23 protein-coding genes and 4 tRNA genes are annotated in these 25,282 nt (G+C 62.4%); 13 read left to right on the top strand and 14 right to left on the bottom strand.

Annotated elements, in window-relative coordinates; genetic code table 11:
* The first annotated feature begins 15 nt into the window (after positions 1 to 15).
* The 6 genes from HXS66_RS04640 to HXS66_RS04615 are packed head-to-tail and all read left to right on the top strand — an operon-like array spanning position 16 to position 5,879.
* A complete protein-coding gene (locus HXS66_RS04640; RefSeq protein ID WP_136939080.1) occupies positions 16 to 2,808 on the top strand; it encodes a monovalent cation/H+ antiporter subunit A in 2,793 nt (930 codons plus the stop codon).
* Complete coding sequence (locus HXS66_RS04635; protein WP_077378839.1) at positions 2,808 to 3,158, top strand: Na+/H+ antiporter subunit C; 351 nt, start codon at positions 2,808 to 2,810, stop codon at positions 3,156 to 3,158. Before HXS66_RS04640 ends, HXS66_RS04635 begins: the two co-directional genes overlap by 1 nt.
* Positions 3,158 to 4,699, top strand: coding sequence for a monovalent cation/H+ antiporter subunit D (locus tag HXS66_RS04630; RefSeq protein ID WP_136939081.1), 1,542 nt, complete (start codon positions 3,158 to 3,160; stop codon positions 4,697 to 4,699). Before HXS66_RS04635 ends, HXS66_RS04630 begins: the two co-directional genes overlap by 1 nt.
* Entirely contained in the window at positions 4,696 to 5,196 is a 501-nt protein-coding gene (locus tag HXS66_RS04625) for a Na+/H+ antiporter subunit E (protein ID WP_077378833.1), read from the top strand. Before HXS66_RS04630 ends, HXS66_RS04625 begins: the two co-directional genes overlap by 4 nt.
* Positions 5,190 to 5,459, top strand: a complete 270-nt coding sequence (locus HXS66_RS04620; protein WP_077378830.1) for a K+/H+ antiporter subunit F — start codon at positions 5,190 to 5,192, stop codon at positions 5,457 to 5,459. Before HXS66_RS04625 ends, HXS66_RS04620 begins: the two co-directional genes overlap by 7 nt.
* Positions 5,460 to 5,477: 18 nt before the next feature.
* Positions 5,478 to 5,879 carry a Na+/H+ antiporter subunit G gene (locus tag HXS66_RS04615; protein ID WP_077378827.1) on the top strand — a complete coding sequence of 134 codons (402 nt, stop codon included), beginning with the start codon at positions 5,478 to 5,480 and terminating at the stop codon, positions 5,877 to 5,879.
* Positions 5,880 to 6,076: 197 nt separating this feature from the next.
* Here the strand turns inward: HXS66_RS04615 and hemH are convergent, their stop codons facing one another.
* Positions 6,077 to 7,066 carry a ferrochelatase gene (gene hemH, locus HXS66_RS04610; protein WP_077378824.1) on the bottom strand — a complete coding sequence of 330 codons (990 nt, stop codon included), beginning with the start codon at positions 7,064 to 7,066 and terminating at the stop codon, positions 6,077 to 6,079.
* Positions 7,067 to 7,265: 199 nt separating this feature from the next.
* On the opposite strand from hemH, the gene HXS66_RS04605 reads away from it, so the two are divergent.
* On the top strand, positions 7,266 to 8,942 hold the full coding sequence (locus tag HXS66_RS04605; protein ID WP_255303096.1) for a cryptochrome/photolyase family protein: 1,677 nt from the start codon (positions 7,266 to 7,268) through the stop codon (positions 8,940 to 8,942).
* Positions 8,939 to 9,325 carry a thiol-disulfide oxidoreductase DCC family protein gene (locus tag HXS66_RS04600; RefSeq protein ID WP_176502964.1) on the top strand — a complete coding sequence of 129 codons (387 nt, stop codon included), beginning with the start codon at positions 8,939 to 8,941 and terminating at the stop codon, positions 9,323 to 9,325. The genes HXS66_RS04605 and HXS66_RS04600 overlap by 4 nt, the downstream gene beginning before the upstream one ends.
* 1 nt (position 9,326) lies before the next feature.
* On the opposite strand, the gene HXS66_RS04595 is transcribed toward HXS66_RS04600, so the two are convergent.
* The 10 genes from HXS66_RS04595 to rnr all read right to left on the bottom strand — a co-directional run bounded on the left by HXS66_RS04595 (position 9,327) and on the right by rnr (position 19,352).
* A complete protein-coding gene (locus tag HXS66_RS04595; protein ID WP_219815849.1) occupies positions 9,327 to 9,683 on the bottom strand; it encodes a DUF6482 family protein in 357 nt (118 codons plus the stop codon).
* Positions 9,684 to 9,838: 155 nt separating this feature from the next.
* Positions 9,839 to 11,095, bottom strand: a complete 1,257-nt coding sequence (locus HXS66_RS04590; protein WP_176502963.1) for an EAL domain-containing protein — start codon at positions 11,093 to 11,095, stop codon at positions 9,839 to 9,841.
* Between the two features lie 166 nt (positions 11,096 to 11,261).
* On the bottom strand, positions 11,262 to 11,549 hold the full coding sequence (locus HXS66_RS04585) for a hypothetical protein (RefSeq protein ID WP_043334752.1): 288 nt from the start codon (positions 11,547 to 11,549) through the stop codon (positions 11,262 to 11,264).
* Positions 11,550 to 11,635: 86 nt separating this feature from the next.
* Positions 11,636 to 13,015, bottom strand: coding sequence for a replicative DNA helicase (gene dnaB / locus HXS66_RS04580; RefSeq protein ID WP_077379359.1), 1,380 nt, complete (start codon positions 13,013 to 13,015; stop codon positions 11,636 to 11,638).
* Between the two features lie 304 nt (positions 13,016 to 13,319).
* On the bottom strand, positions 13,320 to 13,766 hold the full coding sequence (gene rplI, locus HXS66_RS04575) for a 50S ribosomal protein L9 (protein WP_065392637.1): 447 nt from the start codon (positions 13,764 to 13,766) through the stop codon (positions 13,320 to 13,322).
* 12 nt (positions 13,767 to 13,778) lie between these two features.
* The gene (locus HXS66_RS04570; protein WP_176503071.1) at positions 13,779 to 14,633 is read right to left on the bottom strand and encodes a hypothetical protein; all 855 of its coding nucleotides are present in this window, start codon (positions 14,631 to 14,633) and stop codon (positions 13,779 to 13,781) included.
* 12 nt (positions 14,634 to 14,645) lie between these two features.
* Positions 14,646 to 14,873 carry a 30S ribosomal protein S18 gene (rpsR, locus tag HXS66_RS04565; protein ID WP_024952281.1) on the bottom strand — a complete coding sequence of 76 codons (228 nt, stop codon included), beginning with the start codon at positions 14,871 to 14,873 and terminating at the stop codon, positions 14,646 to 14,648.
* Between the two features lie 26 nt (positions 14,874 to 14,899).
* Positions 14,900 to 15,280 (bottom strand): 30S ribosomal protein S6, encoded by a 381-nt coding sequence (gene rpsF / locus HXS66_RS04560; protein ID WP_065392636.1) that lies wholly within the window; start codon positions 15,278 to 15,280, stop codon positions 14,900 to 14,902.
* A 258-nt stretch (positions 15,281 to 15,538) separates the two neighbouring features.
* Positions 15,539 to 16,294 carry a 23S rRNA (guanosine(2251)-2'-O)-methyltransferase RlmB gene (gene rlmB, locus HXS66_RS04555; protein WP_240704295.1) on the bottom strand — a complete coding sequence of 252 codons (756 nt, stop codon included), beginning with the start codon at positions 16,292 to 16,294 and terminating at the stop codon, positions 15,539 to 15,541.
* A 340-nt stretch (positions 16,295 to 16,634) separates the two neighbouring features.
* Positions 16,635 to 19,352, bottom strand: coding sequence for a ribonuclease R (gene rnr / locus HXS66_RS04550; protein WP_176502962.1), 2,718 nt, complete (start codon positions 19,350 to 19,352; stop codon positions 16,635 to 16,637).
* A gap of 352 nt (positions 19,353 to 19,704) precedes the next feature.
* On the opposite strand from rnr, the gene HXS66_RS04545 reads away from it, so the two are divergent.
* The 4 genes from HXS66_RS04545 (at position 19,705) to HXS66_RS04530 (ending at position 20,317) form a co-directional block, all read left to right on the top strand.
* Positions 19,705 to 19,791, top strand: a tRNA-Leu gene (locus tag HXS66_RS04545).
* Between the two features lie 124 nt (positions 19,792 to 19,915).
* Positions 19,916 to 20,002 (top strand) — tRNA-Leu (locus HXS66_RS04540).
* 42 nt (positions 20,003 to 20,044) lie between these two features.
* Positions 20,045 to 20,131: transfer RNA gene (locus HXS66_RS04535), tRNA-Leu, on the top strand.
* 99 nt (positions 20,132 to 20,230) lie between these two features.
* Positions 20,231 to 20,317, top strand: a tRNA-Leu gene (locus tag HXS66_RS04530).
* Between the two features lie 284 nt (positions 20,318 to 20,601).
* Here HXS66_RS04530 and HXS66_RS04525 read toward each other — a convergent pair.
* A complete protein-coding gene (locus HXS66_RS04525) occupies positions 20,602 to 21,468 on the bottom strand; it encodes a DNA/RNA non-specific endonuclease (protein WP_255303095.1) in 867 nt (288 codons plus the stop codon).
* Positions 21,469 to 21,922: 454 nt separating this feature from the next.
* On the opposite strand from HXS66_RS04525, the gene HXS66_RS04520 reads away from it, so the two are divergent.
* Positions 21,923 to 22,240, top strand: a complete 318-nt coding sequence (locus tag HXS66_RS04520) for a high-potential iron-sulfur protein (RefSeq protein ID WP_077378804.1) — start codon at positions 21,923 to 21,925, stop codon at positions 22,238 to 22,240.
* Between the two features lie 93 nt (positions 22,241 to 22,333).
* Here the strand turns inward: HXS66_RS04520 and HXS66_RS04515 are convergent, their stop codons facing one another.
* Complete coding sequence (locus HXS66_RS04515) at positions 22,334 to 23,908, bottom strand: SpoVR family protein (RefSeq protein WP_077378801.1); 1,575 nt, start codon at positions 23,906 to 23,908, stop codon at positions 22,334 to 22,336.
* 46 nt (positions 23,909 to 23,954) lie between these two features.
* On the bottom strand, positions 23,955 to 25,238 hold the full coding sequence (locus tag HXS66_RS04510; RefSeq protein ID WP_176502961.1) for a YeaH/YhbH family protein: 1,284 nt from the start codon (positions 25,236 to 25,238) through the stop codon (positions 23,955 to 23,957).
* Positions 25,239 to 25,282 lie beyond the last annotated feature (44 nt).

Genomic DNA, 25,282 nt, shown 5'->3' with positions numbered 1-25,282 from the left:
TGGAGCGAGTCTTCCATGACCCTGCTGTTGATCGTGCTACTGCCATTGCTCGGTGCCCTGGTGCCGTTGATGGCCAGAGACCTGCCCCGCGGCCGCCTTGCCTGGCTGACGGCGGTTGCCCCTGCCCTGGCACTTGGTATCGCCGTCTTCCATCTCGGCGATGTCTTCGCCGGCCAGATAGCCCAGTTCCACCTGCCGTGGATCACCGAACTGGGGCTGGATCTGGCGCTACGCTTCGATGGCCTGTCAGCTCTGTTCGTCCTGCTGATTCTCGGCATCGGACTGCTGATCATTCTCTATTCTCGCTACTACCTGTCGAGCGAGGACTCGCTGGCACGCCTCTACAGCTTCCTGATGCTGTTCATGACCGCGATGCTCGGCATCGTCATGGCGGACAACCTGCTGTTGATGTGGGTGTTCTGGGAGCTGACCAGTCTCAGCTCCTTCCTGCTGATCGGTTACTGGTATCAGCTGAGCGAGGCGCGCAAGGGCGCCCGCATGGCACTGACCGTCACCGGTGCGGGCGGGCTGGCGCTGCTGGCCGGCATCCTGGTCATCGGTCATATCGTCGGCAGCTACCAGTTCGATGACGTCCTCGCGGCGGCAGACCAGATCCGCTCCCACGAGCTGTATCCTGTCGCACTGGTACTGGTGCTGCTGGGCGCCTTCACCAAGTCCGCGCAGTTCCCGTTCCAGTTCTGGCTGCCCCACGCGATGTCGGCTCCGACACCGGTGTCCGCCTTCCTGCACTCCGCCACCATGGTCAAGGCCGGGGTCTTTCTGCTGGCGCGCATGCACCCGGTGCTCTCGGGGACTGATCTCTGGTTCTACATCGTCAGCCTCACGGGCCTTGCCACCCTGCTGTATGGCGCCTGGTTCGCCTTGATGAAGCAGGACCTCAAGGGTGTGCTGGCCTTCTCGACCATCAGTCATCTGGGTCTGATCACGCTGCTGTTCGGCTTCAACAGCCAGATGGCCGCCGTCGCGGGCCTGCTGCACATCATCAATCACGCGACCTTCAAGGCCTCGCTGTTCATGGCAGCCGGCATCGTCGACCACGAATGTGGCACGCGTGACATCCGCAAGCTCAACGGCCTGTACCGTTACATGCCGCATACCACGGTGCTGGCGATGGTCGCCTCGGCCTCGATGGCCGGCGTGCCGCTGCTCAACGGCTTCCTGTCCAAGGAAATGTTCTTTGCCGAGAGCCTCGATGCCCAGCTGCTGGGCGGTCTTTCCTGGCTGATTCCGGCGCTGGCGACCCTCGGTGGCATCCTGTCGGTGGCCTACTCGCTGCGCTTCATCCACGACGTCTTCTTCAATGGCGAGCCGAAGGACCTGCCCAAGACCCCGCATGAGCCGCCGCGCTACATGAAGCTGCCCATCGAGGTGCTAGTGCTGATCTGCCTGCTGGTGGGCATCCTGCCGTCACTGGTGATCAAGGACCTGCTGGTGAGCGCCTCCGCCAGCGTACTGGCAGCGCCGGTGCCGGACTTCAGTCTCGCCATCTGGCACGGCTTCAACCTGCCGCTGCTGATGAGCGTCATCGCGCTGGGCGGCGGTGTCGCCGTCTACGCCCTGCGCCATCATCTGTACGCCTTCCAGCGCCAGTTCCGGGCGCGCAACGCCCTGCTGGTCTTCGAGGCCAACGTCCAGCGAGTCGTGAAACTGTCCGAGCGCTTCATGGACAGCTTCGAGAACGGTTCGCTGCAGCGCTATATGCTGTGGCTGCTGCTGACCGCGCTGGTCTTCGTCGGCATCGGCCTGCTGGCCGTGCCGCGCCTGGGTGGAGAGCTTGAGCAGCAGCCCTTCGATGGCATGCTGCTGACGGGTGCCGTGATCACCGGCCTGGCCGGCCTGGGCACCGCGATCACTCACCGCAAGCGCCTGATCTCCCTGCTGATGCTGTCAGTGGTCGGCCTGATGACCTCACTGGCGTTTGCACGCTTTGCCGCCCCGGACCTGGCACTGACCCAGCTGGCGGTGGAGGTGGTGACGATGATCCTGCTGATGCTGGCACTGTTCTTCCTGCCACAGCGCACACCCAAGGAATCCAGCGCGCGACGCATCATGCGTGACGTCCTGCTCGCCAGCGCCTTCGGCGTGGTGGTCGCAAGCCTCAACTTCGCCATCCTGACCCGCCCGGTCGAATCGATCTCCGACTTCTTCATGGCCAATGCGGTCTCCGGCGGTGGGGGCCACAACGTGGTCAACGTGATTCTTGTCGACTTCCGTGGCTTCGATACGCTGGGCGAGATCACCGTACTCGGGATTGCCGGACTGGCGATCTTCAAGCTGCTCAACCGCCTGCGCCTGTTCATGCCGTCCACTGACCTGGATGGCCGCAACTGGTCGCCGGACCGCCACCCGATGATTCTGGCCACCGTGTCCCAGACCCTGCTGCCACTGGCGCTGCTGGTCTCGGTCTACATCTTCCTGCGCGGCCACAACGAACCCGGCGGCGGTTTCATCGCCGGTCTGGTGACCGCCGTGGCCATCATCCTGCTCTACATCGCGCGCGGCGTGGACTGGACACAGCGCTGGCTGCGCTTCCCCTACCAGCCGGTCGCGGCGGCCGGGGTGTTGATCGCCGGCCTGACGGGCGCGGGCAGCTGGGTCTTCGGCTATCCGTTCCTGACATCATCGTTCGGCCACTTCACGATTCCCGTGATCGGTGAAATAGAGCTGGCCACCGCGCTGCTGTTCGACCTCGGGGTCTATCTGACCGTGGTCGGCGCGACCCTGATGATTCTCGCCAACCTCGGCAAGCTGACGACACCGCACCGCCCGACCAAGGAGAAGAGCTGATGGAAGCCCTCTACGCCACTACCACCGGCCTGCTGGCCGCCTGCGGTGTCTACCTGACCCTGCGCGGGCGCACCTTCCCTGTCGTGGTCGGACTGACGCTATTGTCCTACGCGGTCAACCTGTTCCTGTTCTCCATGGGGGGGCTTGCCATGCACGGCACCCCCGCCGTGGTCGGCTCAGGCTCGCCCACGGCGGACCCGCTGCCCCAGGCACTGGTGCTGACCGCCATCGTGATCGGCTTCGCCATGACGGCCTTCGTGGTCATCCTCGCCATGCGCGCGCGCGGTGACCTGGGCAGTGACCACGTCAACGGCAACCGTCTGGACGACTCGAAAGAGGATGGCAAGTGATGCTGCAACACCTGATTGTCCTTCCGATCGTCCTGCCGCTGCTGGTGGGCGCCTGCCTGCTGCTGAGTCGCGGCTCATCGCCGGTACTGCGCCGCAGCATCAGCCTGATCACCCAGGCCATCATGGTGGCCATCGCCATCGCGCTGGTCGTTCAGGCCAACGACGACACCATTCGCTACTACGCGCTGGGCGACTGGCAGCCTCCCTTCGGGATCGTGCTGGTGCTGGATCGCCTGTCGGCAACCATGGTGCTGCTCAGCTCGGTGCTGGGCCTGCTGGCCTGCCTGTATGCCACGGCGGGCATCGATGAGACAGGCTCCAACTTCCATGGCCTGTTCCTGCTGCAGCTGATGGGGATCAACGGCGCCTTCCTGACCGGTGACCTCTTCAACCTGTTCGTGTTCTTCGAGGTCCTGCTGATCGCCTCCTACGCCCTGCTGCTGCACGGCGGCAGCAAGGCACGCACGCTGTCGGCCCTGCATTACGTGGTGCTGAACCTGATGGGGTCGGCGTTCTTCCTGATCGCGCTGGGCATCCTCTACGGCGTGACCGGTACGCTGAACATGGCCGACATGGCCGTCATCGTCACCACGCTGGACCCGGGGCGTGCCGGCCTGATGGAAGCCGGCGGTCTGCTGCTGCTGGTGGTATTCGGCCTCAAGGCCGCGATGCTGCCGCTGTATTTCTGGCTGCCCCGCGCCTACGCCGCGGCCTCGGCGCCGGTGGCGGCGCTGTTCGCGATCATGACCAAGGTCGGCATCTATTCCATCCTGCGCGTCTACTCGCTGATCTTCACCGACAACGCCGGCACCCTGGCAGACCTCGGTCGCGACTGGCTGTGGTGGGCAGGGCTCGCCACGCTGGTCGTGTCGATGCTCGGCGTGCTCTCGGCACGTGACCTGCGCACCCTGGTGGCCTATCTGGTGATGATCTCGGTCGGTACGCTGCTGACGGCGCTGGGCATGAACAGCATCGCGGCGGACAGCGCCCTGCTGTTCTACCTGATCCACTCCACCCTGGTCACCGGCGGCCTCTTCCTGCTGGTGGATGTGATGGCAGGCCAGCGCGGCAAGGCCGGCGCCCGTATCGTGCGCTCACGGCCACTGCTGCAGGCGGGCCTGCTGGGCGGACTGTTCCTGATCGGCACGGCGGCCGCGGCGGGCCTGCCGCCCTTCTCGGGCGCCATCGGCAAGGCGCTGATCCTGTCATCCGCCTCACTGGAGCAGCAGGTATGGCTGTGGCCAGTACTGCTGCTGGCCGGGCTATGCTCGATCGTGGCCTGTTCGCGTGCCGGTTCCAGCGTGTTCTGGCGCACCGGCAACAGTGAACCCAGCGGTGAACGACTCGGTGTCGCGCGCGGCATCGCGACCTGCGGCCTGATCTCCGCCGCACTGGCACTGGTCGTCTTCGCCGGTCCCGTCTCGCAGTGGACCAAGGCCACCGCACAGCAACTGTCGGACCCGGCACCCTATCTCGATGCCCTTCTGGGCAAGGACGCCGCACCGGAAACCGCTCTGCCGCTCAAGGGAGACGCTCAATGATCAAGTCTCGTTCTCGCGTTCTGCCCACCCCGATGCTCTCGACCCTGCTGCTGGTCGTGTGGCTGATGCTGCAGAACAGCGTCTCGCCCGGGCAGATATTGCTCGGTGCGGTGCTGGCCATCGCCATCCCGGCACTGACCTATCGTTTCTGGGAGCCGCAGCCGGACCTCCAGAAACCGTGGCGACTGATCGGCTACCTGCTGCGCGTCATCCTGGACATCATCATCGCCAACCTGCAGGTCTCGCGACTCATCCTGAATCCGCGTGCGAAATTCCGCCCGGCCTTCGTGCGCTATCCGCTGGAGCTCGAGCAGAAGTTCCCGATCACCCTGCTGTCGAGCACCATCACGCTGACACCGGGGACGGTCTCTGCCTATCTCACGCTGGATGGTCGCCATCTGATCATCCATGCACTGGATGTCGAGGATGAACAGGCATTGATCGACGAGATCCGCCAGCGCTACGAGCGCCCGCTGAAGGAGATCTACGAATGCTAGACATCGCCCTGTGGATCAGCATCGCGCTGTTCGCGGCGTCCCTGATGCTCAACGTCTTCCGGCTGGCCATCGGCCCGGACCTGCCGGACCGCATCCTCGCCGTGGACACCATGTACGTGAACTCCATCGCGCTGATCGTGCTGTTCAGCATCCAGCTCAACAGCAAGGCCTACTTCGAGGCGGCACTGCTGATCGCCATGCTGGGCTTCGTCAGCACCGTGGCAGTCTGCAAGTATCTGCTGCGCGGCGACATCATCGAATGACCTGAGCGGAGAGTCTCCATGCCCACCTGGTTCTATCCTGTCCTGGAAGGCGTCATCGCCTTCTTCCTGATCGCCGGCGGCCTGTTCGCCTTCATCGGATCGCTGGGGCTGACGCACCTCAAGGACTTCTACATGCGTCTGCACGGCCCCAGCAAGACCACCACCCTGGGGGTCGGCTGCGTACTGATGGCGTCGATGATCTATTTCCGTGCCACTACCGGTCACTTCAGCTTCCAGGAGATGCTGATCACCATCTTCCTGTTCATCACCGCCCCGGTGACCGCGCACCTGCTGTCCAAGGCCGCGCTGCATCAGAAGCTGGTGGCGGACATCCGTACCCGCAACGTGCCGGAACGTCTGGAAGTATCAGACGAACCGGATGAGGCAAATGCCGAGGCCTCGGAATCGCGCCTGCCCTGAGCGCTCGTGTTCGCCTGACGCTCTGACCTGCCCCCGGTCGGCTCCACTCCTCTCGCGAGGCGAGACGGCAGACCAACGCAAAGCGCCCCCACCAGGAGACTGGTGGGGGCGCTGTCTTTCCAGCGTTTCACTGCGCATCTGTCACTCGGACTGCGGTGCTCAGATCATTCAGGCGGGCCTCATGCCTGCCCTGCTCGTCACCAGCCCTGAGCATGCTGGCGGCACAGTGCCTCTAGCAGATCGATATGCTCACGACGGTCATTGAGCGCCGGAATGTAGCGGAACTCGCCCCCGCCGGACTCGGTGAAGTAGCCGCGATTCTCCTCTTCCAGCTCCTCCAGCGTCTCGAGACAGTCGGCCGCGAAGGCCGGCGAGATAACGTCGACGCTTTCCAGACCTTCAGCCCCCCAGGCCTTGAGCGTCTCATCGGTATACGGCTTGAGCCACTCGGCCTTGCCGAAGCGGGACTGATAGGTCATCGCCCACTCATCGTCCCCAAGCCCCAACGCCTCGGCCAGCAGCTGGCTGGTGCGCTCGCACTGGCGTGGGTAGGGGTCGCCCGCCGTCGCATAGCGCTTGGGGATGCCGTGATAGCTCATCAACAGACGCTTGCCGCGATGCCCTGCCTTTTCCCAGTGTTCACGGACACTGGCGGCCAGCGCGGCGATGTAGTCAGGATGATCATGGTAGTCACGCACGAAGCGCAGTTCCGGCAGGTGCGGACACGGCTTGAGCGCGCGCGCCAGGCGATCGAACACCGCGGCAGTCGTGGTCCGCGAGAACTGCGGATAGAGCGGCAGCACCAGGATGCGATCTGCCCCACGACTGGCCAGCTTGCGCCCCACCTCTTCCATGGTCGGCTTGCCGTAGGTCATCGCAAGCTCTACCGGAATCTCCTCGCCCAGCGATTCGGCCAGACGCGCCTCCAGCGCGGCACGCTGACGCTTGCCGATCGCCATCAGCGGCGAGCCGTCTTCCGTCCACACCGAGGCATAGGCCTCGGCGACCTTCTTGGGGCGAGTCGTCAGCACCAGGCCATGCAGGATCGGCAGCCAGAGCAGACGCGGCAGGTCGATCACGCGTACATCACCGAGAAACTCCGCGAGGTAGCGACGCACCGCCTTGGGTGTCGGGGCTTCAGGGGTGCCGAGATTGACCAGCATGACGCCGAAACGCGGGGTGCTCATGGGCGATGAACTCCTGACAAGGGGCAAGAAAAGAGGTGAAGCGGCAACCAGCCACCCTCACCGACAGCGCAGCCATGTTACCAGCTCGCCCTGTGCGTGAGGGATGAAGTTATACTATCATCACGATTTGTACAGCTTTACGACAATCATTATCACAACCTGACGCAAGCCGTGCTTGCGCTCCGCCGCAGGAGTCAGCGTGCCCGAAACCTCCACTCTGCAACTTGCCACCCGTCACGACTTCGCACGCCCGCTGGTGCTGATTCTCGGTGACCAGCTCAGTCACGAGCTTGCGAGCCTCAAGCAGGCACCTGCCGAGAGTCTGATCGCCTTCTGCGAGGTCGAGGAGGAAGGCCGCTACGTGCCACACCATCCGCACAAGATCGCGATGATGCTGGCCGCGATGCGCCATCACGCACAGGAGCTGCGCGACTGCGGCTGGCAGGTGCATGAAAGCCGCCTGGATGACCCGGACAATCGTCAATCGCTGATCCTGGAAGCCGATCGGCTGGCCGCGCTCCATCAGTGTGACGGCATTCTGGTGACTCGCCCCGGGGAATGGCGACTGCTGGAGGCCTTCCTCGCACGCCGTGAGGAAGGCGAGATCCCCTGGGTGGTGCTGGAAGATCACCGCTTCTTCACCACACCGGCACAGTTCGCGACCTGGGCCGACGGACGCAAGCAATTGCGCATGGAATACTTCTACCGTGAACAGCGTCGTGACACGGACCTGTTGATGGAAGGCAGCGAGCCCGCCGGCGGCAAGTTCAATCATGATCATGACAATCGCGAACCGATTCCCGCCGACTTCCAGTCACCGCCACCACCGCAGCATGACCACCGCCAGGATACGCTGACGCGCGAAGTGCTGACGCTGGTGGACACCCGCTTCGGCGAGGGAGCCGAGGGTGAGCTGCGTCATTTCGGCAATCTGGACAACTTCAACTGGGCCGTGACCCGCGCCCAGGCGCTCGACGATCTCGCTCACTTCCTCGCGCACTGCCTGGCAGACTTCGGCCGCCATCAGGATGCCATCGATGACAGTGACCCCTTCCTGTTCCACTCCCGACTTTCCGCGGCGCTCAATATCGGGCTTCTGAGTCCCCAAGAAGTCTGCGCTGCCGTCGATGATGCCTGGCGACGTGGCGAGGTACCGGTCAACTCCGCCGAGGGCTTCATCCGGCAGATTCTCGGTTGGCGAGAGTATGTGCGTGGGATCTACTGGACACGCATGCCCGGCTACAAGCAGGAGAATCGCCTGAGTGCGACACGGGATCTACCGGAGGTCTTCTGGCGCGGCGACAGCGGCATGCGCTGTGTGGATCAAGCCATCCTCAGTACGCGTGATCATGCCTATGCCCACCATATCCGCCGCCTGATGGTCACCGGCAATTTCGCCCTGCTGTGCGGCGTGAAGCCCGAGGCGCTGTGCGACTGGTATCTGGCGGTCTACGTCGATGCCTGCGAGTGGGTGGAGCTGCCCAATACCCTGGGCATGGTGCTGCACGCCGATGGCGGCCTGATGGGCTCCAAACCCTATTGTGCCTCGGGCAAGTACATCGATCGCATGTCCAATCACTGCGACAGATGCCAGTACTCGCCGAAGAAGGTCACCGGCACGCATGCCTGCCCCTTCAACAGTCTCTATTGGCACTTCATCGAACGCCATCGCGAATCACTGTCACGCAACCCGCGCATGTCGCTGGTCTATGGCAGCTGGCGACGCATGAAGGACGACAAGCGCGAGGCATTGCTGCAACAGGCCGAGGCCTTTCTCGCCCGACTCGACAGCGCCGCTGACTATGGCAGCGGTGCCCATCGCGCGGGTTACCATCCCGCGCCCTCCAGTTCCACGACCGACAAGGAATCCTCATGAGTCGCATCTGGCAGGCCAGTGCACCGGTCACGCTCTATCACGATGGCAAGTGCCCCCTGTGCCAGCGGGAGGTCGCCTGGCTGGCGAGACACCCGAGGCGGGAACGGGTCAGGACGGTCGACATTCGTGCAAAGGACTTTTCCCCAGATGCTCTGGGGCTGAGCTTCGAGACGATGATGGGGCGCCTGCACGTGCAGGATGCGCGCGGGGAGTGGTATGTCGGCATGGACGCCAGCCGAGCCCTCTATGCGGTGCTCGGCTATCGGCGCCTGGTGAGGCTGTCATTGCTGCCGGGGCTGCGTCCGTTGCTGGATGTGGGCTATCGGGTCTTTGCCCGCCACCGTGAGCGTATCGGCCGTTGGATCCCCCAGAGGAGACGCTGACTCAGAAGCTCAAGGGGATGCGCGAGCTCAACGGTTGATGGTACTGAGGCGGTCGGCCGATCATCTCGTCGTTGGCCACCTGGGATACCAGCCAGGCGCGTGACAGACCGGCGCGCCTGAGCTCGCTGTAGACATCCTCCAGCGAGCGGAACAGCATCGGCTTGCCACGCTTCATCAACAGTTCACTGCGCTCATCGTCTTCATCGGCACCCGCTTCCAGTACCAGCTGGACCTGATAGAAGCGGCTGGCGGCATGACTGATCACGCGCGCCTCCAGTGCCGGATACTCGGCGATCAGCGCATTCAGGTTGCTGACCAGCAGGCCAGCAGGTGTGAAGGCAGCGGCAATTCTGGACATGGTGTCGGCTCCTGGACCTCTGTTGTCTGAGGTATCCATCATCGTGAAGGTGGCGTCAAGGCTTCACGCCAGCTTGCGGGGGGACGATGACGATTGAACGGCACCGCCATGACCATTGGATGACGTCATGTTCAAGGCCGCCGCCCCGGAGAGGCTCACGGACACTGAGCACGAACCGCCAGCTGACGTTCCGCGAGGATACGCAGCAGATCCAGAGGACGCCCAAGGCCGCGATAGCATCCCCCTCGCATGATGATGAAATCCTCGTCACGATGAATGTCCCGGCGCCCGAGCAGCTTGGCCGACAGACGCTCGAGCGGCTCATCTTCCTCGACACGCAGTGAATGGGTCTGCATGACCTCATGAATCGCCCGTCGTCCATGCAGCTCCGGTCCGAAGCGCTGATTCAGCAATCCCAGCAGTCGATGGCGGATGATCATGCCGACCGGCCGCTGCTGCGCGTCCACCACTGCCAGCGCCATCAATTCCGGCTCGGCATGCAGACGCTCGGCCACCTCCTCGAGACAGGTATCCTGCAGTACCGGCGCCACCCGCCGCAGCAGGCTGCCGGCACTGAGTGCCAGAGGCGCGGCATGCCGGCGGCGACTCAGACGACGCAGGCGCTGCTCGAGGCCGGCACGCTGGCGAGCAGGGTCCACCTTGGCGCTCGCAAACAGCCAGCCTTGCAGATACTCGGCCCCCAGCTGAGACACGCATTCCATCTCGCCTTCCTGCTCGATGCCTTCCGCGATCACCTGACTGCCACTGCCGTGGGCGATGTCGATGATCGAGCGCACGAAACGCCGCTTGAGTGAATCCTGATGAATACCGCTGATGAAGTGTCGGTCGATCTTGACGAAGTCAGGCTGAACCGCCGACCACAGCTTGAGGCTGGCGTACCCTTCACCGAGGTCATCCAGCGCGATGGCGAAGCCCATCGACTGGTAATGGCAGACGGCCTCACGCATCAGTGCCGGGTCAAGCCCCGGGGTCTGCTCAGTCAACTCGATGACGACCTGATGCGGATGCAGCCCATGGCGATGCAGAAGATGACGCGTCAGTCCCCGAGAATGCGCACTGTCCAGCAGCACCTCCGGCGACACGTTCAGGAACAGGCGCTCACTCAGGCCCTGCTCGGCCCATTGCTCAAGCGCCAGCTCACGACAGAGGCCGTCCAGCTCGGCGAGACGCCGATGCTGGCGAGCCGCCTCGAACATCGCCATCGGTGAGCGCAAGCTGCATCCCGCAGCAGCGCGCGCGAGTGCCTCGTAGGCGAAGACCTCACGGCCATCTGCCGCCACGATGGGCTGGAAATGCATCCGCAACTGGCGAAGACGCAGCAACGCCTCCAGCGCCTGGCCGGATTCGGGAGTGGATGCCTCAGCTAAAGCGGGATGCGGGGATGGCAGCATGCCAGAATCAAAGCATGCTGATATGACAGGAAAATGACACGGGGCGGTGATGTGTCAGCGAAGGGTCGGGCACATCACCGCGGTGCTGCCGTGCAAGGACGCCTTGCGACGAGCCTGCCCGGTCGTGGCTGGCCAATACGCTCATGCCACGCCGGAAGTGGACGCCTTACAGCGAGTTGGGGTCGATGGCCTTGCCGAGGGAATTGCGGTCGATCCACTTGCCGGCCTTGGTTTCCTTGTAACGGAAGACCACCATGTCGCCCGCGACGACCGGCACTTCACTGTCTTCGGTCTGATAGCTGTAGCTCTCGCCCTCCACGACCAGCGTGAAGCGATAGAGATCCGGCATGCCCAGCCATTCCTTGAAAGGCCCTTCGCGCTCAAGGCTCTCCAGCGTACCGCGTCCCTGAAGCTTGGGAGTGCGTGCGCGTCCGCGCCCAAATCCACCTGCCATGCTATCTCCTCCCCGTCAGTGCGGGTCTTGCGGGGCGACGTCGCTGCCGCCGCCCGGGTACATGTTTGATGCGCATGCGCATCACGTCATTCAGCGAAGGCCTGGCCATAACTGTCTGGCGCCAGGTCCTCGAAACGGGTGTACTTGCCGATGAAGGCCATGTGAACGGTGCCGATGGGGCCGTTACGCTGCTTGCCGATGATCAGCTCGGCCAAGCCCTTGTTGTCGGGATTGTCCTTGTTGTAGACCTCATCACGGTAGACGAAGGCGATGACATCGGCGTCCTGCTCGATGGCGCCGGATTCACGCAGATCCGACATCACGGGGCGCTTGTTGGGACGCTGCTCAAGCGAGCGGTTCAGCTGCGAGAGCGCCACCACCGGGCAAGCGAATTCCTTGGCCAGCCCCTTGAGCGAGCGCGAGATCTCGGAGATCTCGGCAGTACGGTTCTCGGACAGCCCCGGCACCTGCATCAATTGCAGGTAATCGATCATGATCAGGCCGATGCCGCCGTGTTCGCGCGCCATGCGGCGACAGCGTGAGCGCATCTCGTTGGGCGACAGGGCCGCCGTGTCATCGACGAACAGCTGCTTGTCCTTGAGCAGGTTGACCGCCGAGGTCAGCCGCGGCCAATCCTCGTCATCCAGCTGACCGGTACGCACCTTGGTCTGATCGATGCGGCCCAGCGAGGAGATCATGCGCAGCATCAGCGACTCGGCCGGCATCTCCATCGAGAACACGGCCACCGGCTTGTCGCCGGAGACCACGGCATGCTCGACCAGGTTCATGGCGAAGGTGGTCTTGCCCATCGAGGGGCGCCCCGCGATGATCACCAGGTCCGATGGCTGCAGACCGGAGGTCATGTCATCCAGGTCCCGGAAGCCGGTCGAGAGGCCGGTCATCTGGCCCTTGAGATTGAACAGCTCATCGATGCGGTCCACCGCGCCGGTCAGCAGCTGACTCATGCCCTTGGGGCCGCCGCTCTTGGGGCGTGATTCGCTGATCTGGAACACCAGACGCTCGGCCTCGTTGACCAGCTCGTCGGCGTCTCGCCCCTGAGGGCTGAAGGAGCTCTCGGCGATCTGGTTGGCCGCCTGGATCAGCTTGCGCAGCGTCGCGCGCTCGCGAACGATGTCGGCATAGGCCTTGATGTTGCTGGCCGAGGGCGTATTGCGCGCAAGCTCGGCGAGGGTCGCAAGCCCGCCGACCGACTCCAGCTGGTCACGGCTTTCCAGCAACTCGGACAACGTGACCACATCCAGCGGCCGGCTGCTGCCCACCAGCTGGGACATGGCGTTGTAGACCAGACGATGCTCGTAGCGATAGAAGTCGTCGGCCACCAGTCGCTCGGACACCGTGTCCCAGGCGCTGTTGTCCAGCATCAAACCGCCGAGGACCGATTGCTCGGCCTCCAGCGAATTGGGGGGCACCTTGAGCGCCGCCGTCTCGCGATCCTGATCCTGCATCTCGCTCATGCCTGGCTGACTCCTGCTGATGACTGACACGCCCGCGGGAACCTCCATTTTCGTGCATCGCCGCGAGCCTGCCAACCATCGCGACCGCACATGATGCTCTACCTCACGGGGGCAGGCATTCTACCGGATTTTGCCTGTCACCGCCCTGCCCGCGTGCAGAGGATTTTCCCTGTCACGCCCGACAAAGAAACGCCAGACACAAAAAAACCGCCCCCGCATCCAGGATGCGAGGGCGGTTCGAGTACCACCTGTGGTGGCAGCGCCGGATCACCGGGCAGCCACCACGGATCAGCGATTACTCGCCGACCACGACCACACGAACAGTGGCAGTCACTTCAGCGTGCAGCTGCAGCACGATGTCGTATTCGCCAGTGTTGCGCAGCGGGCCTTCCGGCATGCGGACTTCGCTCTTGGCGATGTCGATGCCGGACTGGGCGATGGCTTCGGCCAGATCACGCGGACCGATGGAACCGAACAGCTTGCCTTCTTCGCCAGCCTTGGCGACCAGGGACAGTTCGATTTCGTTCAGCTGAGCGGCACGCGCTTCAGCTTCGGCCTTGCGCTCTGCAACCTGTGCTTCCAGCTCAGCGCGCTGAGCTTCGAAAGCCGCCTGGTTTTCGGCAGTGGCCGGAACAGCCAGACCGTACGGCAGCAGATAGTTGCGACCGAAACCAGCCTTGACGGACACCTGGTCACCCAGGTTGCCCAGCTTGCCAATCTTGTCGAGCAGAATGACTTGCATCTCGTAAACCTCTTATCGATGACTGCCAGCAAGACGTGCGCGAAGATCCGCAAAGACGTCAACAAGAGCCAGCAGCAGCAAAATCAGAATCGTGGGCCAGGTCGTCAGCAGCAGAAAGTAGACGCCGACCAACCATAACCCGCTCATCCCCTTTAACCCGATATAGCCATGCACCAGGGCAATGCCGGCCACGAACAACGGTATCCAGATCAGCAGGAGCACTGCAGGCACATCGAGGAAGACCCCGATGATGCTGCAGGCTGCCAGTATCAGGATTTCTCGCGGGCTCAGCCGGAAGGCATGAAACTCGTGACGAAATCCACCCGGATTGTAGAGCCCGGACTGCCAACTGCGCGCCAGGGCCAGACAGGCCGTGGCGGCCAGCAGGACCACCAACCCGGTAATACCGCCGATGACCAACCCTGCGAGCTGTTCAGTCGGCACACCTTGAGCGGCAAAGTCGCTCAAGCGTGCATCAAGCTCAGGGGCATTCTGACGAATGCTCTCAAGCAGTGGACCAGCCCCGCCTGGTGGCAGGAATATCCCGGACTGCACCATCATTGCCGCTGTCAGGCTGGCGCCAATCAGCGCCTCCCCCCATCGCATGCGAGCACGCAGCAGGGTTGCCATCAACGTGACCAGCAACACGGTCGCCAATGGCACCGGATCGCCTTGTGTCCACCACCAGCCTGCCGGAATGGCAGCGGCGATGAACACGGGTGCGGCTGGCGCAAGGCCACGCCGAAGCGTGACCAGCGCACTGATGGAGGCACTGAACCAGAAGAACCAGGGCAGAAGACCCGTCAGCAGTGCAATCGCGATGCACTGCAACGGTCCGCGCATGGCCCAACGTGCCAATGCCAGCATCATGGTGTCGCCTTACTGGTGGCTGTCGCTGTACGGCAGCAGTGCCAGGTAGCGCGCACGCTTGATGGCAGTCGCCAGCTGACGCTGATAACGCGCCTTGGTGCCGGTGATGCGGCTCGGGACGATCTTGCCGGTCTCGGTGATGTAAGACTTCAGGACTTCGATGTCCTTGTAGTCGATCTGCTTCACGCCTTCAGCGGTGAAGCGGCAGAACTTGCGACGACGGAAAAAACGTGCCATTGCAATGACCTCCTGGGGGTGCGGTATCAGTTAGCGTCTTGAGTTTCGGCTTCGTCACGCTTGTCTTCGCGACGCGGACGCTTCTCTTCAGCCGGCTTCATCATCGGAGACGGCTCGATGGCCGCTTCCTTTGCACGCACAACCAGGTTACGGATGACGGCGTCGTTGAAACGGAAGATGGTCTCGAGTTCCTCGACCACTTCACCGGTAGTTTCGACGTTCATCAGCACGTAGTGGGCCTTGTGGATCTTGTTGATCGGGTAGGCCAGGTGACGGCGACCCCAATCTTCCAGACGATGCACAGTACCGCCGGCTTCGGTCACGATGGAGGTGTAACGCTCGATCATGGCCGGAACCTGTTCGCTCTGGTCCGGGTGGACCATGAACACGATCTCGTAGTGACGCATGGCTTGGCTCCTTTCGGTTTGACAGCCTCCACGGCGCGTCTCGGGCCGGGAAGCAAGGAGTGGAGTGATTACTACGGTTGTGTCATTCGGGCTCGAAAGCCACGTACAACGCGCGCGGGCGAGGACAGGTGCCCCCATGCCGCGCATTCACTGCAGACTGCACTTCACAGAACCGCAGTATTGTAGAGAGGTGTCAAGGGCTTGGCAAGCGACACGTCGCGAGGCACGCCTCATGCCCTGCCCCCCCCATTCTCGCTGTCAGCCGTTGCGGCGCTGACGAACGGCTTCAAACAGGCAGATACCGGCCGCGACCGAGACATTCAGACTCGAGACACTGCCCGCCATCGGCAGCTTGATCAGGCTGTCGCAGTGCTCGCGCGTCAGCCGACGCATGCCCTTGCCCTCAGCGCCCATCACGATGGCCACCGGCCCGGTGAAATCGGCCTCGAAGGCCATGGCCTCGGCTTCGCCAGCCGTACCCAGCACCCAGACACCGGCTTCCTTCATGGCATCCAGCGTGCGGGCCAGGTTGGTGACCTGATAGACCGGCACCACTTCCGCTGCCCCACAGGCGACCTTGCGCACGGTCGCGTTCAGGGAGGCGGACTTGTCCTTGGGCACGATGACACCATGGGCACCGGCGGCATCGGCGCTGCGCAGACAGGCCCCGAGGTTGTGCGGATCCGTGACCGAATCCAGCACCAGAAACAGCGGCGCTTCCTCATGGGACCAGCCATCGAGGCGCAGCTTGAGACCAGTCTCGTTCTCGGTGGCGAGCGGCGCGCACAGAGCGACCAGCCCCTGATGGGCACCACCGCCGGTGGACAGCGCATCCAGCTCCTCACGCGCCTTCAAGGTGACGCGTGAACCAGCGGCACGCGCCTGCTCGACGATCTCGTTCAGACGCAGCTCGGCCTCGCCTGCCTGCACCCACAGCTCGCTCGGCGCGCGGCCGCGTGCCAGCAAGGCTTCCACGGCGTGCACACCATAGACGGCTTCCAGGCCACCGGGGATCTTCGGTGCGCCAGTGCGAGCGCCACCTCTGCGGGCCCCGCCACGTTCCTGGCGCTGAGCGCCACCACGCTCACCCCTTGAGTGCTCGCCTCGAGAGTGCTCACTTCGAGAATGGCTACCGCGCTCGCCGGCGGGCTTGCCGCGGCCGGGCTTGCGCCCCTTGTCCTGACTCATAGTGCCTTCCTGCCTGATGGCCCTGACAGGGCCCTGTCACTTGGACGGAAACTGAGCTGTCGCCATGGCGACAGCCATGAAATCCTGCGAACTCACGGCCGTGCAACGCATCAGCCCCGACCATGGCCGGGGCTGATGAATGCTGCGCGGTGAATCTTGCCGGCGGTCAGCTGCGGCCGTTGCCGCGACGCCCGCGAGAACGGGAGCCGCGCTTGCGCGACGGATCATCCTTGCCAGCGGCACCCATCGGCGCGACTGCCGCGAACGGACTGTCAGCAGATTCCGGACCGCTCGGCACCGCCGGGCGCGCCGCTGCCGGAGACTCAGGCACGGACGGACGCTCATTGCCGGTGGAGGGCTTGCGCTCGCCGCGACCGGAACGCTCATCACGCTCGCTGCGCGGCTTGCGGGCAGGACTCTCCTGCGCAGGCGTCTCGGACGCTCCGTCCGTACCGCCACCCTGGCCTTCCTGACTGACCTCTTCCGTCAGGGACTTGAGACGCTCGCGCTCACGCTTGCCGGGGCGACCCTTGGGGGCAGATTCCTTGCCGGAGGCAGCACCGCTCTTGCCGCTTGCGGGCTTGTCAGCATCACGCTCGCTGCTGCGCGCCTTGCGCGGCTTGCGCTTGGGACGCGGCGTCGGGTCACTGAGCATGAAGTCGATCTTGCGCTCATCCATGTCGACGCGAGCCACCTGGACGGTGACGCCATCGCCGAGGCCATAGCTGACGCCGGCACGCTCACCCTTGAGACGATGCTTCTCGGCCTCGTAGTGATAGTAGTCGGACGGCAGCGAGGAGATGTGCAGCAGACCTTCGACGTAGTAGGCATCCAGACGCACGAACAGGCCGAACTGGGTGACCGCCGCGACGGTACCCTCCAGCACTTCACCGACCTTGTCCTTCATGAACTCGCACTTGAGCCAGTCGTTGACGTCACGCGTCGCCTCATCGGCGCGGCGCTCGGTCATCGAGCAGTGCTCACCCAGCTCGAGCATCTGCTCGAAGGTGTACGGGCACCATTTGGTCGGACGCTCGGTCACGGCATCTTCGGCGCGCAGCACGGTGTCGGTCTTGCGCGGACCACGGATGACGGAACGGATCGCACGATGCACCAGCAGATCGGGATAACGACGGATCGGCGAGGTGAAGTGAGCGTAGGCATCGTAGGCCAGACCGAAGTGACCTTCGTTCTGCGGCGAGTAGACCGCCTGGGTCATGCTGCGCAGCATCACGGTCTGGATGATGTCGAGGTCCGGGCGCTCGGCGATCGAGGCACGCAGTGCCTGGAAGTCCTTCGGCTGTGGCTCATCGCCACCTTCCAGCGTCAGACCCAGCTCACCCAGGAAGGCGCGCAGGTTGTTGAGACGCTCAGGTGCCGGCTGCTTGTGGACACGATAGAGGGCCGGCAGATCGTGCAGATCCAGGAAGCGCGCCGTGGCGACGTTGGCCGCCAGCATGCATTCCTCGATGAGCTTGTGCGCGTCATTGCGCGTACGCGGCACGATCTGTTCGATCTTGCGCTCATCGTTGAACAGGATCTGCGTCTCGGTGGTCTCGAAGTCGATGGCACCACGCTTGTCGCGCGCCTTGCGCAGCACACCGTACAGCGCGTGCAGGTTGTGCAGCGACGGCAGCAGTTCGTTGTACTGCTGACACAGCGCCTGACCTTCCTCACTTTCCGGGTCCGTCAGCATGGTGCCGACCTTCTCGTAGGTCAGGCGCGCATGGGAACGGATCACGGCTTCGAAGAAGCGGTAGTCGAGCATCTCGCCATCGGCGGCGGAAATGGTCAGCTCACAGACCAGCGTCAGACGATCGACATGCGGGTTGAGCGAGCACAGACCATTGGAGAGCAGCTCCGGCAGCATCGGCACGACCTGACCCGGGAAATAGACCGAGTTGCCGCGCACGTAGCCTTCCTGATCCAGCGGACTGCCGCCACGCACGTAATGCGATACATCGGCGATGGCGACCAGCAGCTTCCAGTTGCCGTTGTCGTCCTGCCAGGCGCAGACGGCGTCATCGAAGTCCTTCGCGTCTTCGCCATCGATGGTGACCAGTGGCGTCTCGCGCAGGTCGATACGCCCCTTCTTGTCCTCTTCCAGCACTTCGGCGGAGATGGTCGAGATCTGGTCCTCGACTTCCGGCGGGAATTCGCTGGGGATGTCATGCGAGCGGATCGCGATGTCGATCTCCATGCCCGGGTCCATGCGCTCACCGAGCACCTCGACCACTTCCCCCACCGGCTGCACGCGTGTCGCGGGCTGCTGGGTAATGCGCACGGACACCACCTGACCGTCCTTGGCACCATTGGCCACACGGTTGGGGATGATCACTTCCTGCGCGATGCGCGAATTCTCCGGAATCAGTACCCCGAAGTCCGGCTCGGATTGGCGATAGATGCCGACGAGCGTCTGGGTATTGTGAGCCAGCACCTCGACGATGGTGACTTCATCACGACCACGGCGATCACGGCCGCTGACGCGCGCCAGCACCTGATCACCATGGAAGACGCGACGCATCTGGCGCGGCGGCACGGCAAGGTCCGGCTTGACGCCATCTTCGCGCGCCAGGAAACCGAAACCATCGCGATGGCCGACGATACGGCCACGAATCAGGTCCAGCTTGTCGATCAGTGCATAGGCACCACGACGATTGCGCAGCACCTGGCCATCACGCTCCATGGCATTGAGGCGACGGCGCACGGCTTCCTGCTGCTCGTCGTCCTCGAAACCGAGCATGCGGCTCATGTTCTCGTGGGTAATGGGCTTGCCATACTCTTCCAGCTTGTCGAGAAGATACTCGCGACTGGGGATGGGCTTGTCGTACTTATGGGCTTCGCGTTCCGCGTGCGGGTCGTCGCTGAGCGTCCATTGGGTCATTAATCAGGATTCCTTGACGATGAATTCGAGACGGGCAGCGGGCGCGGCACGGAATGACTGGTTGTCTCTCATGCGCGCATTATAGCCCCTACCATTGGGCCGACCCAACCATTCCCCAACCTTCCGACTCCCGGAAGCTCGTCAGAGTGATGCAGGAGGCCTCATTTCATGGCTTTCTTCCATGGCTTTGCCAAGCGCTTGTTTTTCCATCGGGTCTTCCAAAGCTTGCACCATCTCGAAGTTCCGGCCAGCAAGGCAGACGACCGAAATGCGTCATGCAGCCCCTGACGCCACAAATAAAACAGAAACCTCTTGCATTCCCTCAGAAGATCCGTATTATTCGGCACCACTTGCCCAGATGGCGGAATTGGTAGACGCGCTAGCTTCAGGTGCTAGTGTCCGTATGGACGTGGAGGTTCAAGTCCTCTTCTGGGCACCAATTTCAGGTTTCATGTTGACGTGACACACGTTAGGATGGATACCGGAAAACGGGTAAAGCATTCAAGTTTCAACAACTTGGACTGCTGATCCGGGTCCTTGGACCAAAACGAGTTCTGATGTCTGCCCAGGTGGCGGAATTGGTAGACGCGCTAGCTTCAGGTGCTAGTATCCGTAAGGATGTGGAGGTTCAAGTCCTCTCCTGGGCACCACGGATGTCAGACTCACGATGAACGACCCCTGTATCGCGCTTCGCCCAGATGGCGGAATTGGTAGACGCGCTAGCTTCAGGTGCTAGTATCCGTAAGGATGTGGAGGTTCAAGTCCTCTTCTGGGCACCACGATGCGCATTCGAACAGGGAACATGGTATCCACTACCAAGGATTTCATGGCGTTCCGCTGCAAGGCTCTGCTCTTGAGACTTCAGCACACAACTTGATGCCCAGATGGCGGAATTGGTAGACGCGCTAGCTTCAGGTGCTAGTGTCCGTATGGACGTGGAGGTTCAAGTCCTCTTCTGGGCACCATCAAGTTGTCATCCGATGTACTTTCTCGCAGCGCCCGCTGCTCACATCGCGATACTCTCCCCCTGCTATCAGCTTCATTGCTTTATACAGACCTGCAGCGCCCTGCGTTGTCTTTCGCGTGCTCCCAGAAACACAGATCCCCCCCTACGCCTGCTGACTTGTCCACACCCGCTTCCACTGCCTGGCCTGTGGATGGATTTCCTGCGACTGCGCGACGAATATCCCCGGACGCATCCTTCTGCACGACCCATTGCCTCCCCTGCGCCATCAGAGTCATCAGACACTCAATAGCGTGACGGGATGCGGCTGAAACTCTCGACCTGCCATCCATCACGACGTACCGAGGCTTCCAGGCGCTGCTCGATATCGTCCGGCAACTCATGGAAGAAATCGAAACCGGTGAGAGATTCGATTCTATCGATGCTGACCAGAAAGCGATCCAATGGCTCATCCCCTCTTACCTGCTGAGGAAAGAGAAACGCCAGGGCGCGAGGCGCCTGCCGAGCAGTGCCGGGCGAGACGATGATCTTGTAGAAACCATCCGGAATCTCGATCAGATTCGACAGACGCTCGATCTCTCCCGTGAAGACCGGACCTGCGGTGATCCACAGCGCCTCTTCCCGCGGCAGAATCCTGTCCATGATGGCCGCCTCGAGTCGCTGCCACAGCTTGCGATTGAGCGCCGGTGTCTGTGGAGAGATATTGGTCATGCGAAACGTCTGATGCTGGGCCTTGACCCCGTAGATCTTGCCGATGGCGTAGTTGGGCGCCAGGTGTCCGCGGTCGTAGCCACTGTTGCGATAGCTGTCCGGCGTGACGGGCCATAGCGAGCGCCAGTCGCGCTCGAACTCGTCAGGACGCTCCCCCAGCCGCGACCCCTGGGTATTCTCGAGACGCCATGTCACCCATAACGGATTGGCGCGCAGATCCGACCACCCCACCAGGTAGGCATCGCTGCGCAAGCCACGCGCCAGCGTCTTCCAGTCAAGTTCACGTGCCTCAGGCACTCCCTGCCAGGCGTAGAACTGCTGGTAATCACGCTCCTGCCACCACCACAGCCCACCTCCCACCAGCGCGAATGCCACGCTGACGCCAAACCCTCGCCACAGCTTGCGACCGGCCGAGCGAATATCATCCATCACATCCAGCATCCCGCCATTTCCTTCTTGTCGTTGCCATTGCCTCGGCAAGGCATGCGCTCGTCATTCCGTCACGACCCGCAAGCCGCAGCAACTTCATTCACGTTCTACCGTAGCATTCCATCATGCCAGAGTTCCGTTCGCGAGGCTGACGACCGCCCCAACTCAAGCCACAATAAGCAGGCAGCACTTGCTTCATGCACCATCAGCGAGCAGATATCCACGAGGGGGATCATCCCGACGGCGGATACCGCAGAATCTGACCGCATGATCAGTATCTGGCATGCCACCTGCATCTTCCCGTACCAGGATGCTTGCGACCAGCCGCGCCACACAGAGCGCTCATCAAGACGCCCGTGGCACGAGTGACACTGCAACGATCGACATGAAAGCGCCTCCTGACAGGCGAGCCGTGACCGCAGCACATCCCACCGGCTGTGCTCCAACGATGAGAAGGAATCTGACCATGGCTGATCAAAGCCGTCGTAACTTCATGCGCAACAGCCTGCTGGGGCTTGCCGCCCTGCCATTGGGTGCTGCCGTGCTCTCGCCGCGCGCCCTTGCCGCCGACCTGCCCCCACTGGATACCGACAACCCGCAGGCAAAGGCGCTCCACTATGTGGAAGATGCCAGCGAAGCCAGTGATCACCCCGCCTTCAAGCCCGGCTCCGACTGCACCAACTGCATGTTCTACAAGCCGGAGAACAAGGGCTGTCAGCTATTCCCCAGCAATAGCGTGGCACCCGAAGGCTGGTGCCAGTCCTGGACCAAGCGCCCGGCATGATACCGGCGGCACCTCGGACCTGATACGAGAAGACCGCCTCGGGAACCAATCCCGAGGCGGTCTTTTTCATGGCTGTATTACCGGTACCAGACGTCAGCTCGCAGTGGAGCCGGAAGCATCCTCCGGCAACGGCCATTGGTAGCGGCGCGCGATCTCATCCTGCTCCAATGATTCGAGATGCACCGGGAACCCCCACAACTGGTGCAGATAGCGCATCACGGGATAGACGCTGCGTGACAACGGGCGACGATCATCCTGGACATGGCGCAGCGTCAGCGAGCGATCTCCCCGGATATTCGCGGCCCACACCTGGATGTTCGGCTCGCGATGGCTGAGCGCATATTGCACCGACAGCGCCTCTCGAATGCGCTTGTAGCCTCGACTATCGTGAATGGCATCGATGAGAAGATGCTCATCACTGTCGTCATCCACCAGCGAGAACAGTTTGAGATCACGGATCACCTTGGGCGACAGGAACTGCTGGATGAAGGACTCGTCCTTGAAGTTGCGCATTGCGAAATGCACCGTCTCCAACCAGTCACTGCCGGCGATGTCGGGGAACCACTCACGGTCCTCGTCGTCAGGATTCTCGCAGATGCGCTTGATGTCCATGAACATCGCGAAGCCCAGCGCATAGGGGTTGATGCCATTGTAATGCGGGTGATCGAAGCCCGGCTGCTGCACCACCGAGGTGTGCGACTGCAGGAACTCGAGAATCACCCCCTCGCCGATCAACTGCTCATCATAGAGTTGATTCATGATGGTGTAGTGCCAGAAGCATGCCCAGCCTTCATTCATTACCTGGGTCTGGCGCTGCGGGTAGAAGTATTGCGCCAGCTTGCGCACGATACGCACCAGCTCCCGCTGCCAGGGCTCCAGCAACGGGGCATTCTTCTCGATGAAGTAGAGCAGGTTCTCCTGAGGCTCAGGAGGGTAGCGACCACGACGATGCAGACCCAGTGGGTCGTTGACCTCATCGATCAACTCATCCTCCTCCTCGGCCTGCGGAATGGTGGTCCACAGCGCATTCACCTGAGCCTGCAGATAGGCCTCACGCTCCTGCTGACGCTGGATCTCCTCTTCCGGCGAGATGGGCGAGGGACGCTTGTAGCGATCGACGCCATAATTCTGGAGCGCATGACAGGCGTCCAGCAGCTGCTCGACCGCATCGACACCATGGCGCTCCTCGCATTCGGACACGTACTTACGGGCGAAGACGAGGTAATCGATGATCGCCGAGGCATCCGTCCAGGCACGAAACAGGTAATTGCCCTTGAAGAAGCTGTTGTGGCCATAACAGGCATGCGCCATGACCAGAATCTGCATCATCAGGGTGTTCTCTTCCATGAGATAGGCGATGCAGGGATCGGAATTGATCACCAGCTCATAGGCCAGTCCCATCTGCCCGCGCCGATAGGCCTGCTCCACCGAGAGAAACTGCTTGCCGAACGACCAATGATGATAGCCCACCGGCATGCCGATGCTGGCATAGGCATCCATCATCTGTTCGGAAGTGATGACCTCAATCTGATTGGGGTAGATATCCAGCCGATACTGCGCAGCGATACGCGCGATCTCGTGCTCGAAATGCTCCAGAAGCTCGAAGGTCCAATCGGAGCCACTGGCCGGTTGCTGATTTTCCAGTCGATTATCACGTCTCTGGCTCATGGGGCCTCCCGGCCCGGCAGATGGCCGGGCGCGTCACATGATGCGATCAGGCGCTGATGCGGCGCTTGAACAGCTCTCGAAATACCGGGTAGATATCGCCCGCCTCGACAATCTGCTGCATGGCGAAACGATCCGGAAATTCGGCTTCGACTCGCTCATATTCTTCCCACAATGCCTGGTGTGCATGCGGGGTGATCTCCACGTAGGCGTAATATTGCAGACGCGGCATCAGCTTCTTGATCATCAGCTCGCGACAATTGGTGGAATCGTCATCCCAGTTGTCACCATCGGATGCCTGAGCCACGTAGAGATTCCATTCACCCGCCGGATAGCGGGATTCGATCACTTCATCCAGCAACGTCAGGGCACTGGAGACGATGGTGCCGCCGGTCTCTCGGGAGTAGAAGAACTCTTCCTCATCCACTTCCTTGGCGGCGGTGTGGTGGCGAATGAACACCAGCTCGACCTTCTCGTAGTTGCGCTCCAGAAACAGATAGAGCAACAGGAAGAAGCGCTTGCCGATATCCTTGTGCGCCTGGGTCATCGACCCCGAGACATCCATCACGCAGAACATCACTGCCTTGTTGGACGGCATCGGCTGATTGATGAGGTGGTTGTAGCGCAGATCATAGGTATCGAGAAACGGCACCGCCTTGAGGCGCGCTTCAAGACGCTCGATTTCCGCCTTGAGCTCGGCAATGCGCACCTTGTTGCGCAGCACCGGATCCTTGCGCTCCTCAAGCTCCAGCGCGTCAGTGGCCTCCTTCAGCGCCCGCTTGATGGGGGATCGCATGGCGATACGCCGCGCCTGGGCTGAACGCATCGAGCGCACGATATTGATCCTGGCGGGAGTGCCATCGCGAGCGATGCCCGCCCGCACCGGACGTACTTCATCCATGTCCGCGATCTGCTTGCGCTCCAGATGCGGAAGCTCCAGACCATCGAACACGAATTCGAGAAACTCCTCGCGCGACAGGGTGAAGGCAAAATCATCCTCGCCCTCGCCCTGGTTGGAGGCCTGACCTTCTCCGCCGCCGCCACCGCCGCCGCCGCCACTCGGGCGGCGCATGCGATCACCTTCCACGAACTCCTTGTTGCCCGGGTTGATGACACGCCGCTTGCCGCCCTGGCCATGCTGGAAGACCGGCTCCGAGATATCGCGAGTCGGAATGGAGACTTCCTCGCCACGCTCCATGTCGGTGATGGAGCGCCGATTGACGGCATCCTCCACCGCCCGTTTGATATGGCTGCGGTAGCGCCGGATGAAGCGCTGGCGATTCACCGCACTCTTGTTGCGCGCATTGCTGCGTCGATCAATGAAGTAACTCATTCGCCCTCCTTGCCGGCCTCGCGTTCAGCGAAAGACCGGATGGC

The organism is Cobetia sp. 5-11-6-3, from assembly GCF_013374055.1.
In the GTDB taxonomy this organism is placed as follows: Bacteria; Pseudomonadota; Gammaproteobacteria; order Pseudomonadales; family Halomonadaceae; genus Cobetia; species Cobetia marina.
Note: the sequence above shows the minus strand (reverse complement) of the source record. Positions and strands in the feature narration are given on the sequence as shown.